The following is a 12,969-nucleotide window of genomic DNA, read 5'->3' on the forward strand; positions in this document are numbered from 1 at the left end:
AGGGGGACCTGCGCCAGGAGTGCGTCGAGGGGGTTCGGGGTCTTCATCGCCGCTCCGCATACACCAACACGCAGTTGGATGCAGCGCCCGTGGCCGGGTAGAACGGCCCTCCGTCATGCGCCTTCCGCCCCTGAACGTCCTGTTGACCGCCACCGTCCTCCTGGGGACTTCCAGCGCCTGCATCGTGGAGGCCCCCGGTGGGGCCAGCGACCAGGAGCGCCGCGCGGCCACCGTCACCCAGGTGCCCCCGCTGTCCATCCGCAGCGGCGCCAACCTGGGCGGCAAGGTGGAGGTGGTGGGCGCGACCGTGCAGCCGGGCCGCATCCCCGCGGGGGACCAGGCGCGCGTCACCGTCTTCTTCAAGGTGCTCCAGCCGATTGAAGAGGACTACCTCGTCTTCGTGCACGTGGAGGACACGGACGGGCGGATGGAGCGCCTCAACGTGGACCACAAGCCCGCGGGCGGCCTGTACCCCACCACGCAGTGGAAGGTGGGGGAGACGGTGAAGGACGAGTTCGTCGTCGCCCTGCCGCAGGGCGCGTCGCCGCGCGCGGTCAACGTGTGGCTGGGGCTCTGGGAGCCGCGCAACGACAGCCGCCTGCCCATCACCAACCCGGAGGCGGTGCGCAACGACGGCCGGGGGCGCCTGCTGTTGGCGCAGGTCCCCGTGGGCAAGTAACAGGGAAAAAACCGGAGCGGCCCTGTAAGCCGGGTTCTGTCCCCACCCCTTTCGGGATGGGCGGCGAACATTCATCTAGGGCCCTGGTTGCCCAGGGACCTCATCAGCGAGCAACCCGAACGCATGGGACGGGCCATCCCTGTCCCCTTGCGGGGACGCGCTCCTATTGGCTCTTGCTCCAGGTGGGGTTTACCGTGCCGTCCGAGTCACCCCGGACGCGGTGCGCTCTTACCGCACCGTTTCACCCTTACCCGCCCCCTTGCGGGAACGGGCGGTCTGTTTTCTGTGGCACTTTCCTGCGAGTCGCCTCGACTGGCCGTTAGCCAGCACCCTGCCCTCTGGAGCCCGGACTTTCCTCCCGCCATCCATGCCTGCGATGGCCGGCGTTCACCCGGACCGCTCCGGCACTCCGGGGGATACAACAGCCGACCCGGGCGGGTCCACCTTCTGGAAGGGGCGTTGTCGTGCGTCCGCCTTGATGCACCCCGGCGGGTGGGCGTCCGGGGGCCTGTCGGGTTCCCCCGCGCCCGAGCGTCCCGAAGTCCCGCGAGCGGCCTTCGCGGGAGGGAGGGGCGGCATGGAAGCGGTCATCTTCACGGGCATCCAGGGGGCGGGGAAGAGCAGCTTCTACCGGGAGCGCTTCTTCACCACGCACGTCCGCCTGAGCCTGGACATGCTCAAGACGCGGCACCGGGAGAAGGTGCTGCTGCGCGCGTGCCTGGAAGCGAAGCAGCCCTTCGTGGTGGACAACACCAACCCCACGGTGGCGGAGCGCTCCCGCTACATCTCGGCCGCGAAGCAGTTCGGCTTCCGCGTGGTGGGCCTCTACTTCCAGTCGAAGGTCGCGGACGCGCTCCTGCGGAATGATCAGCGCCCGGCGGAGCAGCGCGTGCCGCTGGTGGGCGTGCTCGGGACGTACAAGCGATTGCAGGTCCCCCATCCCGAGGAGGGCTTCGACGCGCTCTTCTTCGTCCGGCTGGGTCCAGACGGTTTCACCGCGGAGGAGTGGCGACGTGAAGTTCGATGAGCTGGACGAGAAGATGCGCGTGTTCGAGACCGCGCATGACCTGTGCGTGCTGCCCGGCGTGTTCATGGTGGCGCGCATCGATGGGCGCGGCTTCACGCGGCTCACGAAGGAGGTGCACGCCTTCGAGCGCCCCTTCGACGTGCGCTTCCGGGACCTGATGGTCGCGACGACCGGGCACCTGATGGACTGCGGCTTCCGGGTCGTCTACGGCTACACGCAGAGCGACGAAATCTCGCTGCTCTTCCACCCGGACGAGGACACCTTCGGGCGCAAGACGCGCAAGCTCAACTCCATCCTCGCGGGCGAGGCGAGCGCGAAGTTCTCGCTGCTCCTGGGGGACCTGGGCACGTTCGACTGCCGCATCTGCGAGCTGCCGAACGCGGGGCTCGTGCGCGACTACTTCCGCTGGCGCAGCGAGGACGCGGGCAGGAACGCGCTGAACGCGCACTGCTACTGGAGCCTGCGCCGCGAAGGGAAGAACGTGGCGGAGGCCACGGCCATGCTCACGCGCCTGTCGGTGGCGGAGAAGAACGAGCTGCTCTTCCAGCGGGGCGTGAACTTCAACGACGTGCCGAACTGGCAGAAGCGCGGGACGGGGCTCTACCGGGAGACGTACGCGAAGGAGGCCCGCGACCCGAGGACGGGTGAGACGCTCCTCGCGGAGCGCCGCCGCCTCAAGGTGGATTTCGAGCTGCCGATGAAGGATGCGTACGACGCCTTCATCCTGTCGTTGCTGGAGGCTGTGGAGCCATAATCCCCGGGATGACTTCGACTTCCTTCCGGGTTCGTTCTGGCGTCGCCCTCGTCGTGTTCATGGCGGGCTGTGGCACCGCGAAAGAGGGGACGGCTCCGCGCATCTCCCGCGTGGAGCCCGTGCCTCCGCCTGAGTCGGTGTGGCTGCCGGCCGGGCGCTTCGAGATGGGTTCACCGGCGGGAGAGCTGGAACGGGATGTGGACGAAGGGCCCCGGACGGAGGCCGCGTTCGAGCGCTTCCAGATGGACGTCACGCCCGTGACGGCGCGGGCCTTCGCGGCGCGACGTGAGCAGGTGCGCGCGAAGGATCCGCAAGCGCGCTGGTGGAGCGACGCGGAGACCCCGAGTGAGTGGCTCGGCCGCTGCAACCTGGACTCCGAGCGCACGGATCATCCCATGAACTGCGTGGACTGGCGCGCCGCGCGGGCCTACTGCGAACTCGTCGGAGGTGCACTGCCCACGGAAGCGGAGTGGGAATACGCCGTGCGTGCCTCGACGACCTCCGCCTTCTGGTGGGGGGAGTCGTTCGACACGGAGCACGTGGTCGGCTCGGTGTCGTGCGGGTCGCGGGGTTGCCTGGGCGCCACGGCTCCGGTGGTCCACGCCGGGCCGCGGTGCAACGGCTGGGGGCTTTGCGACATGGCCGGGAACGTGTGGCAGTGGACCGCCACCGGCTATCAGGAACGGCTGGGCGAGGACGCGCCTCCCGAACCTTCCGGCGTGCCGGAGAAGCCGGTCCACCGTGGAGGCTCCTGGCTCAATCACCTCCCTGGCCTGTTCCGGTCCGCGCACCGCGGCCTCGCCTATCCGAAGAACGGCCTGACAGGGGTGGGGTTCCGCTGCGTGCACCGGCCCTGAGCGACTCGGCGTCGGAGGGAAGCGGCACTCGGGGTGTCATGGAGCCAGTCCTTCCCTCCGGGTCCGTATGCTCTGGAGTGCAGTGGTCCACGGGGTCGTGAGGCACTGTCCTACCCGGGGCGGGGGATTGCGCGTGTTCGCCCGGGTGCCGCAGGATTCGCGCTCACGCGCCCGGGTGCCTTCGCGGCACGGCGCGACGGTTTCGAGGGGGACACCCATGGTCATGTTTGGTTCGAGGCTCTACGGCAAGGTCGATGAGATCCCTGGCCTGGGCTACGTGGCGACGAAGTTCGGTCACATCAACTTCGTGCCGCTCATCCCGCTGGAGGGCTGGCTCGTCACGGCCGAGGAGGGCAATGGCTGGCGCGGGCAGGCCATCGCCATGAGCGGCAAGTCCGTGCTCGTGGCGTGGGCGCGCATGCTGTTCATCGTCGCGGGGCTTGGCTCACTGCTCTTCGGCTTCCTGGCCTTCACGAATCTCGAGTCGACGAATGCCATCCTCCTGGGCCTGCTCGGACTGGCCTGCATTGGCGGCCTCATCGCTTCGTACAAGTGGAGGTGGGTGACCCACGCGTCGCCGGAGCGCGCGCTGGAGATCGCCCAGGAGGCGGGGATCAGCGTGGAGGGCCTGGCGCAGCTGCGCCGCCTGTACGCTCCGGAAGCCGCCACCGTCGCCGCGCCCGCGCAGCCGTGGACGCCGCCGGAGTCCTAGTCCGCCGTTCGCCGAAACGCCTTGGGTTCTCCTCGCATGAGTCATGTCGTTGGCATCGATCTGGGCACCACGCACTCCCTGGTGGCAGCGCTCGACGGCGCGGGCCGTCCCAACCTCCTGACCAACAGGTTGGGGCAGCGCCTCACGCCGTCGGTGGTGGGGCTGGACGCGGAGGGGCGGCTCCACGTGGGCGAGTCCGCGCGAGCGCAGCTGCTCGTGCATCCGGAGCGCACCATCGCGGAGGTGAAGCGGCGCATGGGCCGCGACCTGCCGGTGACGCTGGGTGACCGGCGCTACAGCCCCACGGAGATCTCCGCGCTCATCCTGCGTGCGCTGCGCGAGGACGCCGAACGGGCGCTGGGCGGCACGGTGACGGAAGCCGTGGTCACGGTGCCCGCCTACTTCAGCGATGCGCAGCGGCAGGCGACCAAGGACGCGGGGGAGCTGGCGGGGCTCAAGGTGGAGCGGCTGCTCAACGAGCCCACCGCCGCGGCGCTCGCGTACGGCGTGAACCACCTGGACGCCGAGCAGTACGTGCTGGTGTACGACCTGGGCGGCGGCACGTTCGACGTGTCGGTGCTGGAGATGTTCCAGGGCGTGCTGGACGTGAAGGCCTCCGCGGGCAACAACCAGCTGGGAGGCAGTGACTTCGACCAGGCGCTGGCCGCGTGGCTGGGCGCGGAGTTCGAGCGCGCCCACGGCGTGTCGCTGGCCGGGAACCTGGCGGCGCAGGTGCGGCTCAAGGCCGCGGCGGAGGCCGCGAAGATCGCGCTCACGTCCGTGGAGGCCACGCCGGTCATCGTGCCGTTCCTCGCGCCGGGCCGGGGTGGCACGCCCGCGTCGCTGGAGGTGGAGGTGACGCGCGCGAGGTTCGACGCGCTGATTATGGACCTGGTGCGCTCCACGCTCGAGCCGATGGAGAGCGCGCTGAGGGACGCGAAGCTGGCGAAGAAGTCCATCGCGGAGGTGGTGCTGGTGGGCGGCAGCTCGCGCGTGCCGCTGGTGCGCCGGCTGGTCGCTGAGTACTTCGGGCGCGAGCCCCGCGACGGCGTGCACCCCGACGAGGCGGTGGCGCTGGGGGCCGCGTTGCAGGCGGGGTTGAAGACGGGCGCGGTGAGCGCCGCGCACGGCATCATGATCACCGACGTGTGTCCCTTCACGCTGGGCGTGGAGGTGCAGGCGTCGGTGGGGCGCGAGCGGGTGGGCGGAGTGTTCTCGCCGCTCATCCCGCGCAACACGACGGTGCCGGTGTCGCGCACGGAGACCTTCGCCACGACGGCGGACGGGCAGCGCGCGGTGGAGATCCGCGTGTTCCAGGGCGAGGCGCGGCTGGTGAAGGACAACCTGCTGCTGGACGCGTACACGGTGGAGGGCGTGCCGCCCGGGCGCGCGGGGACGGAGAAGGTCGCGGTCACGTTCACGTACGACATCAACGGCATCCTCGACGTGACGACGCGGGTGGTCTCCACGGGCAAGGAGGCCACGCTGGTGGTGGACAAGCGCTCGCAGCGCCTGGGGCCGGAGCAGCGGCTGGAGGCGAAGGAGCGGCTGGCGCGTGAATGGGGCGCGGCCCCTGTGACGGCGACGCCGCTGTCCGCCCCCGCGTCTCCAGAGGCTGACGCGGACGCATTGTTGAACGCGGCGACCGAACGGATCGCGACCGCACCGGCGAATGTGCGTCCCCGGCTGGAATCGCTGTGCAATGCCTTGCGCGAGGCCCGCGCGAAGGGCGACCGGGGGGCCGCCGCCCGTCTGGACGCCGAGCTGACCGACCTGTTGTTCGACCTGGGCTGAGCGCGCGCATGCTGCTGACCGAGCTCAAGCGTGCGGTGGTGCTGCGTCCGTCCGAGCCCTCCGAGCGGTTGGCATTGGCCGAAGCGCTCTTTCAGGAGCGCGACTTTCGCGGCGCCGCGGAGCACGCACGCAAGGCATTGGACCTGGGCGGAGGTGGGCCCTCGCGCCGCCTTTTGTGTGCAGCCCTGGCGCGCGACGGCAAGCGGACGGAAGCGCTGAAGATGCTGGAGACGGCCGTTCGCGAAGCGCCTCGCGATGCGTCCCTGCGCGCGGAGTTGATCACCTTCCTGGAGGAGGAGCGGCCGGACGACGCGCTCGTGCATGCGTTCGAGGCCACCGAAGCCGCGCCCGGTGAGCTGGAGGCCTGGCGCGCCGCCATCCGTCTGTGCGAGCGCACGAACCGGCCTACCGAAGCCATGCCCGCGCTCAGGCGGGCCCGTCTCCTCGCGCCGGAGGATCCGCGTCTCGCGGAGTCGGTGCTCGGCGCTCGCACGGCGCTAGGACTTCCGGCCAGCACCGCCATGCTGGACGCGCCCCCCCTGGAGCAGGCCGCGCAGGCCCTCAAGTTGCCCACGGCGCGTGCCGCGCTCTCCGAGGCGAAGCTCGACGCCGCCGTCGAAGCGCTCTGCCGGGGCGCGCTCGCGGAGGTGAAGCGGCAGCTCGTCATCGCACCCGCGGCGACCCGGACCCACGCCGCCGCGGCCCTGCTGCGCTCGGAGTTGCTGTGGCTGGAGGGACGTCCCGCCGCCCAGGTCGAAGAGGCCCGTCGCGCCGCGCTCGACATGACGGGGGCGCCGGGGGCCGCTGCCCTGCGCCTGGGAGACCTTCGGCTCGAAGCTGGAGCGCTGGACGAGGCACAAGCGCTCTATGCCCGTGCAGCCGCGAACGGAGAGTCCCTGGCCGCGACGGGCCGCGAGGCCGAAGTCGCCGAACGTCGCCGTCTGCTGGCGCGTGACCTGCCCGCGGTCGGACGCGTGGGCGTGCTCGGTTGGCATCCAGGAGGCGGGCATGTCTCGCCGCTGGAGGCGATCGCGGTGCCCGGGCGCGGCGTGCTGCGGTGCAGTGGCCGCGTGGGGCCCGAAGGGCAGGAGGCCGCGGACGTGGCCTTCAGCGTGGTGCGTGCCCGCGCTCCCGCGCTGAGCCTGGGCACGCTCACGACCCGTTACGACCTGCACCTGCACTACACCGACACGGAGGTCGGCAAGGACGGCCTGTCGTCCGGGCTCGCGCTCTCGCTGGCGGGCCTCTCCGCGTACACGCAGCGCCCGTTGCCCGCGCGGCTGGCCGTGACGGGCGAACTGACGCTGAACGGTGAAGTGCGGCGCGTGGGCGGCGTGCACGAGAAGTTGGTGGCCGCGTACCTCGAAGGCATGCGCGTGGTGCTGCACCCGCGCCGCAACCTGGACGACGTGGCGGCGCTGCCGCCCGAAGTGTCCGGGCGCCTGCGATTGATCGCGGTGGACAGCTTGGATGAGGCGTGGCGGCTCGTGAACGCGGCCGTGAACACGCCAGGACTGGAGCGACGGTGAACAACGAGCCCCGCCAGAACCCCTACGAGGTGCTGGGCGTCGAGAAGGACGCGGAAGCCCGCGCCATCAAGAAGGCGTACTTCGAGCGCGTCCGGCAGAACCCGCCGGAGACGCATCCGGAGGAGTTCCGGCGCCTGCGCGAAGCGTACGAGCTGCTCTCCGACCCCGAGGCACGCCAGGCCTTCGACGCGAGCGCCGCGCAACAGGCGGACGGTCCGGAGGCGGCGAAGAGCGCCGCCCTCCAGGAGGCCATCAACCTGTTCGAGGCAGGTGACAAGGTCGGGGGCCGCCGGCTCCTCACCGAGCTGCTCAACGAAAAGCCGGACCTCCACGACGCGCGGATCCTGCTGGGCCGTCACTTCCTCTACGAGGGAGACGCCAAGGAGGCGTTGGCGGAGTTCGACGCCCTGCTCGCGCGGGCACCGGACCACTGGCAGGGGCACCTGCAACGGGGCTGGGCGTTGCTCCGCCTGGAGCAGATGAAGGAAGCCGCGGATGCCTTCTGGCGCGCGGGCAAGCATGGCCCGTCGGAAGTGGGCCCGCGCGTGGCGCTGGCGGACTGCCTGGAGGCGATGGGGCAGGTGGCGGACTCGCTCAAAGTGCTCGAAGAGGCGCAGTCGCTGCCCGGCATCTCGCGGATGGACGTGCTCGCCCTCAAGGTGCGGCGCATCGCGACGATGCTGGAGTTCGGCCAGGACGCCAACGCCGAGAAGGAGCTGGAGCAACTGGACGCCGAGCTGCCGGAGAGCGCGGACCCCGAGCTGCGCCGCTGGACCGGAGGCCAGCTCTCCTCGGCCGCCGCGCATCTCTTCTCCCAGCAGAAGTCCAAGGGCGCGAACCAGCTGCTCGCGTTCGGCCGGCGCTTCAACCCGGAGAGCGCCACCGAGGTCGCGTATCCGACGCGCGTCATACTGGACGTGGACGCGCTGCCGCCGGTCACCCGCGAATGGCTGCACGCGGAGGCCGAGCGGGCCGACGGCTGGCGCGCCGTGATGACCTGGGTGATGCCGGCCATCCTCACGTTGGCCGCCGCCGCCGCCACGTCCTTCCTCCTGGCCTTCATCTACTTCGGCATCTCCGAGCGCGATGTCTGGGATTGGGCCGGGTGCGCGGTCTTCGCGGCCGTCTTCTGCGGCGTCACCTGGGCCCTGGCGCGCAGGCTCCTGCGGGTGATGGCGAACCCGTATGGGCGCTTCAACACCGTCCATCCCCTGCACCTCATCCAGGTGGCCATCGACCGCATCACCGTGTGGCCGCTCGTGCACCTGCAGGACCTGCAGTTGGTGAACCGCCATGTCAACGGCGCCTACCAGTTCACGGCCATCGAGATGCGCTTCAATGACAAGCGCATGACCCTGCCGGTGCACGGCAGGGAGAAGGCGGAGGCGCTGGCGCAGGAGTTGATCGCCCGGCGGCGGCGCGTCTTGGAGTTGCTGGGCCGGGGCATGCTGGACGCGGAGAGTGGGGTGGAACACCTGCCTCCGGCGCTGCTGGCGCGAGCGGACAAGAAGGGCCGCGTGCGAGCGGAGAACGCACGCTCGCCCTGGCCCGGAGTGTTCGCCGCCGCGGGCGTGGGCGTGCTGCTGGTGGCCGGGGCCGTGTGGCCGCAGAGGCAGACCGCGGCGGCACATGCCTGGACGCGAGTCGCAGCCCAAGGGGACCTGTCCTCCATGCTCGAGTCCCTCCGCGAGCGCCCCGACCCCCGCTTCGCCCCGAAGCTCCAGGCGAGGGTGGACGCGGAGCTGGACAAGGCGCGTGCACGGCTCGAGGCGCGGTTGGAGCCGGGCAGCGCCGCGGCGCCGTCCCGCGCGTTCTTCACGCACCTGCTCGATGCCGTCTCGCGCAACCACAGCCGCCGCGTCACCGTGCAGTGGGAGGCGCCTGCCGGGAAGCGGACGTCGCCCCGGGACGACCCTTCGGAGCTGCTCGTCAGCGCATGGCAACGGACGGTGGATGAAGCGCTGGGACGTGGCGTGCTCGTGGTGGACGGAGGACGGGGGCTGCCCGTGGACGGCCCGCCCTTGCTCTCCCTGCACGTGAAGGAGGGGGGCGGTGGCTCGCCGTCCCAGCGCGTCTGGTCGGTGAAGCACGAAGGCCTGGACGTGCCGGTGCCGCCGTTGGAGCTCGTGGCCGACGCGGCGGATCCGCGCGCCTCCGAGGTCCTCTTTCGCGGGTGGGTGGACCGCTGGCACCTGCCCGGTGCTGGAAATCGCCGCCCGCTGTTGCTGACCGCTTCGACGCTCGTGCAGGAGGCCCGGCCGTGAGTGCACCTTCGACTTCTCCCCTCCGGGGCTGGCTGTTGCTGGGCGGCATCGGTGTCTGCGCGCTCGGCATCGGGGCCGCGACCCGGACCCTCAACGCCGATGCGAAGGTGGTCTTCGTCAACGGGTTGGACGTGCCGGTCACGGTCACCGCGGGCTCCGCGCACTTCACGATCGGGGCGAACTCTCACCACAGGTGGCAGCTGCCCATTGGCCCGTTGGAGGTGGACATCCAGGGGAAGCAGGGCCGGCTGTCGCAAGAGACGGTGCTCCTGACGGGCGAGGAAGGCCTCTTCGTCTACAACGTGCTGGGCGCCGCGCCGCTCTACAAGACGACGGTCACCTACTCGGTGAACCGGCCCTCCTCACAGTCGGACGCCCCGCCCCGGGTGCTGGCGGGCACGACCTTCCAGCACGTGGGGCGTGTCGACTACATGCTCACCGAGCCGCCAGAGCGCATCACCATGCGCAAGGAGGACGGCAGGTCCACCATGCGCACCCATCTGGGGCGGGCGAAGGGGGGATGGAAGTCGAGCTACGGCTGGCTGATGTCCCTCCACCGAACGGAGGATGCAGCCCGCCTGACGGAGGGCATCTGGAAGGCCCTGCCGGATACCCCGGAGGTGGAGTACGCGGCCACCGCCGCGAAGCTCATGGCCGCGCGAGAGGAGGGACTTCTCGCGTCGCTCGCCGCCTCGCGAGCCCATCGCGACGCGAATCCCGAGGACATGGACGTGCAGCGGATGTGGATGCACGACATGCGCCGCGCCGGACGCATTGACGATGTCCGGGCCCATTACCAGGCCGCGGTGGAGCGCGAGCCCGGCTCGCTGCTCCTGGGCATCCTGCTCGCGCGCCTGGAGCCGGAGCCCGCGGGGACGGAGCGGCTGAATGCGCTGATGCGCGACCACGCTGGGGAGCCGCTCCTCCGTAGGGCATTGGCGGTGCGCCACACGCGCCAGCAGCGTTGGGCGGAGGCGCTCCCGTTGCTGGAGGCGATGGAGCAGGGGGACCCCGACTACGCGCGCTACCTGAGCACGCATGTGGAGACGCTGGTGGCCCTGGGCCGCCGCAAGGAGGCGGCGCGCAAGCTGTCGGAGCATCTGCTGCGGCTCAAGGATGAGATGGACCGGCTGGACCTGAACGACGTGCTGCTCTACGCGAGGGTGGTGGGGCACGCTTCGCAGGAAGGTTCAGCGAACGAGGCGATGCGGCAGCTCGTCGAGAACGCCCAGAAGGACCGGCCGGAGGGAATCGTGGCCGTGTGGCTCGCGGCTTCGCTCGGGCAGCAGGTGGACGCGGAGAAGCTGCGCGCGGTGCCTCCGGAATATGGGCTCGCGGGCGCGGCGCGGGTGTTGATGGCGCTCGCCGAGGAGCCCGAGTTCGCCGCGAGGGCCGCCGCCAGCGCAGACTTCCTCGGCTTCCGCCAGCTCGACACGGAGACGGGCATTTTGCTGGCAGCGGAGTTCGAGAGGCTCGGGGACGCCGCGCTCGCGGTGAAGATGCTGGACGTCTCCAACGCGGACCTGGGCTACGGCGAGCTGCAGGACGTGCTGCGCGGCAAGCTGCCGGTGGACTCCCTCACGACGCTGGACTGGGGCGAGCGGGCCGCGCTGCACCTGGTGCTCGCGCGCCAACTGGACGCCCGGGGCCAGGACTCCAAGGCGGCCTACGCGCTCGTGAAGAAGGCGGTGCTGCTGCCCGGCGCGGTGAGCATCGCGCTCCAGAACTGGGACCGCCCCAAGGCGTCCAACGCCGTGGCGGGGGACTCGGTGCCCTGACGCGGGCTACATCCGCTCGTCAATCGCCCGGTTGCTCATCTCGTCCGCCTCCGCGTTCTGCGCGCGGGGGACGTGGGCGAGCTTCACCTTGCCGAAGGTGGCCAGCAGCTTCTGCGCCTCCTGGAACAGGGGCTTCAGCGTGGGGCTCTTCACCTGGTATTTCCCACCCAGCTGACGGATGAGCAGCTCGCTGTCCGCGAACACCTCCACCTCGCGGGCGCCCAGGCTCTTCGCGTGCTGCAGGCCGATGAGCAGGCCCATGTACTCGGCGTAGTTGTTCGTCTGGTGCCCCAGGAACTTGCCCAGGCGCGCCACCACCGCGCCCTCGGCGTTCATCAGCACCGCTCCCGCGCCCGCGGGGCCCGGGTTGCCTCGCGCCGCTCCGTCCGAATAGACGCGCACGCGGTTCAGCGCTCCTCCCGCCGCGGGCGTCACGACCTCGATGCCTTGCATCGTGGACTCGGACGCCGTCCGCGAGGCGGGCTCCTCGGCCTCGCGCGGACCGCCGCCCAGCTGCCCGGCGGCTTCGTCCAACAGCTGGCCCAGGTGCTCGCGGGTGAGCCCACGAAAGGCTCGCACCGTCGCCGTCAGCGGCTCCTCACGGGCGATGTGACGGAGAACGTCGACGAGCGAAGGGGTCGGCATGGGGAAGGGGACCGAAGAGATGCGCCGCCGCTACTTCTCGGCGGTGTCCTTCGGCTCCTGCAGCGCTTCGACGGCGAAGATGATGCGGTTGCACGAGGGGCACACGTCCGTGCCCAGCGAGGTCCGCAGCATGTTGTACATCTGCGGGGGCAGGTTCATGTTGCAGCCCTGGCAGGTGCCCGCCACCACGCCCACCATCGCGGGCAGCTTCTTCTTGCGGATGACCTCGTAGCGGCGCAGCAGGGTGGCATCCACGTTCGCGGCGACTTCCGCGCGGCGCCCCTCCAGCTGCTTCACCTGGGACTCGGACTCGCCCAGCTTCCCGCGCAGCTCCGTCATCCGGCCCGACAGGCCCTGCTGCTTGGTGGCGTAGTCCGCCTCCTTGCCCTTGATGGCCTCGCGAGCGCCGCCCAGCTCCTTCACCTTCTCCGTGAGCGCCTCGGATTGGGTGAGGATGCCCTTCTTCGCGATGTCGATTTCGCGAGCGAGCGCCGAGTACTCACGGGTGGAGCGCTGGTCGGACAGGCGCGCTTCCCACTTCTTCACCTTGTCCTTCTCGTCCGTGATGTTCTGCTCGAGCAGGGCCTTCTGCTTCTCGAGGTCGGCGACGCGTGTCCGCTCGGCCTCGATGCCATTGCGCGCGACCCCCAGCTCCCGCTCCAGCTCGGAAATCTGACGGGGGTGCACGTCCGCCGCCTTCCGGAGCGAGGCGACCTCGAGGTCCACCTTCTGCAGCTCCGCCAAGGCCTTCAGTTTCTCCCGCAAGTTGCTGCCTCCCACACGGCCGCACCGACGCGCGGCTCGGCTCTTGTACCAACAAGGGTGCTGGGGTTCCAACGCGTAAATGGGGAAGCCTCCATCCCCGTGTTCCCCGCCTGCCCCTTGAGCGTTTGAATCCGCTTCACGCACCCGTTAGACGGGGCACGTGTC

General features: G+C 70.5%; 11 protein-coding genes and 1 other RNA gene. 9 read left to right on the forward strand and 3 right to left on the reverse strand.

Translation table 11 applies throughout. The features are described from left to right. Window positions 1-115: 115 nt before the first annotated feature. Complete coding sequence (locus D7W82_RS34170; protein WP_120622315.1) at window positions 116-679, forward strand: hypothetical protein; 564 nt, start codon at window positions 116-118, stop codon at window positions 677-679. 9 nt (window positions 680-688) lie between these two features. On the opposite strand, the gene rnpB is transcribed toward D7W82_RS34170, so the two are convergent. After that, window positions 689-1,082, reverse strand: an RNA gene (rnpB, locus tag D7W82_RS34175) — RNase P RNA component class A. Window positions 1,083-1,256: 174 nt separating this feature from the next. Here rnpB and D7W82_RS34180 point away from each other — a divergent pair. The 8 genes from D7W82_RS34180 (at window position 1,257) to D7W82_RS34215 (ending at window position 11,394) form a co-directional block, all read left to right on the forward strand. Further along, complete coding sequence (locus tag D7W82_RS34180; RefSeq protein WP_158617779.1) at window positions 1,257-1,706, forward strand: AAA family ATPase; 450 nt, start codon at window positions 1,257-1,259, stop codon at window positions 1,704-1,706. Beyond that, on the forward strand, window positions 1,693-2,460 hold the full coding sequence (locus tag D7W82_RS34185; RefSeq protein ID WP_120622317.1) for a tRNA(His) guanylyltransferase Thg1 family protein: 768 nt from the start codon (window positions 1,693-1,695) through the stop codon (window positions 2,458-2,460). The genes D7W82_RS34180 and D7W82_RS34185 overlap by 14 nt, the downstream gene beginning before the upstream one ends. 8 nt (window positions 2,461-2,468) lie before the next feature. After that, window positions 2,469-3,317: a formylglycine-generating enzyme family protein gene (locus tag D7W82_RS34190; protein WP_120622318.1), complete on the forward strand. Its 849-nt coding sequence runs from the start codon at window positions 2,469-2,471 to the stop codon at window positions 3,315-3,317. A gap of 217 nt (window positions 3,318-3,534) precedes the next feature. Beyond that, window positions 3,535-4,029, forward strand: a complete 495-nt coding sequence (locus D7W82_RS34195) for a hypothetical protein (protein WP_120622319.1) — start codon at window positions 3,535-3,537, stop codon at window positions 4,027-4,029. Window positions 4,030-4,065: 36 nt separating this feature from the next. Continuing rightward, complete coding sequence (locus D7W82_RS34200; protein WP_120622320.1) at window positions 4,066-5,823, forward strand: Hsp70 family protein; 1,758 nt, start codon at window positions 4,066-4,068, stop codon at window positions 5,821-5,823. 8 nt (window positions 5,824-5,831) lie between these two features. Further along, window positions 5,832-7,352 (forward strand): S16 family serine protease, encoded by a 1,521-nt coding sequence (locus tag D7W82_RS34205; protein ID WP_120622321.1) that lies wholly within the window; start codon window positions 5,832-5,834, stop codon window positions 7,350-7,352. Continuing rightward, complete coding sequence (locus D7W82_RS34210) at window positions 7,349-9,616, forward strand: DnaJ domain-containing protein (protein ID WP_120622322.1); 2,268 nt, start codon at window positions 7,349-7,351, stop codon at window positions 9,614-9,616. The genes D7W82_RS34205 and D7W82_RS34210 overlap by 4 nt, the downstream gene beginning before the upstream one ends. Then, the gene (locus D7W82_RS34215; RefSeq protein WP_147439698.1) at window positions 9,613-11,394 is read left to right on the forward strand and encodes a M48 family metallopeptidase; all 1,782 of its coding nucleotides are present in this window, start codon (window positions 9,613-9,615) and stop codon (window positions 11,392-11,394) included. Before D7W82_RS34210 ends, D7W82_RS34215 begins: the two co-directional genes overlap by 4 nt. Window positions 11,395-11,400: 6 nt before the next feature. Here the strand turns inward: D7W82_RS34215 and D7W82_RS34220 are convergent, their stop codons facing one another. Together D7W82_RS34220 and D7W82_RS34225 are read right to left on the reverse strand one after the other, a co-directional pair. Beyond that, complete coding sequence (locus D7W82_RS34220) at window positions 11,401-12,039, reverse strand: ribonuclease HI family protein (protein WP_120622324.1); 639 nt, start codon at window positions 12,037-12,039, stop codon at window positions 11,401-11,403. Between the two features lie 30 nt (window positions 12,040-12,069). Beyond that, window positions 12,070-12,804 (reverse strand): zinc ribbon domain-containing protein, encoded by a 735-nt coding sequence (locus tag D7W82_RS34225; RefSeq protein ID WP_120622325.1) that lies wholly within the window; start codon window positions 12,802-12,804, stop codon window positions 12,070-12,072. Window positions 12,805-12,969 lie beyond the last annotated feature (165 nt).

The sequence above is a fragment of the Corallococcus sp. CA049B genome (assembly GCF_003611685.1).
GTDB lineage: Bacteria > Myxococcota > Myxococcia > Myxococcales > Myxococcaceae > Corallococcus > Corallococcus coralloides.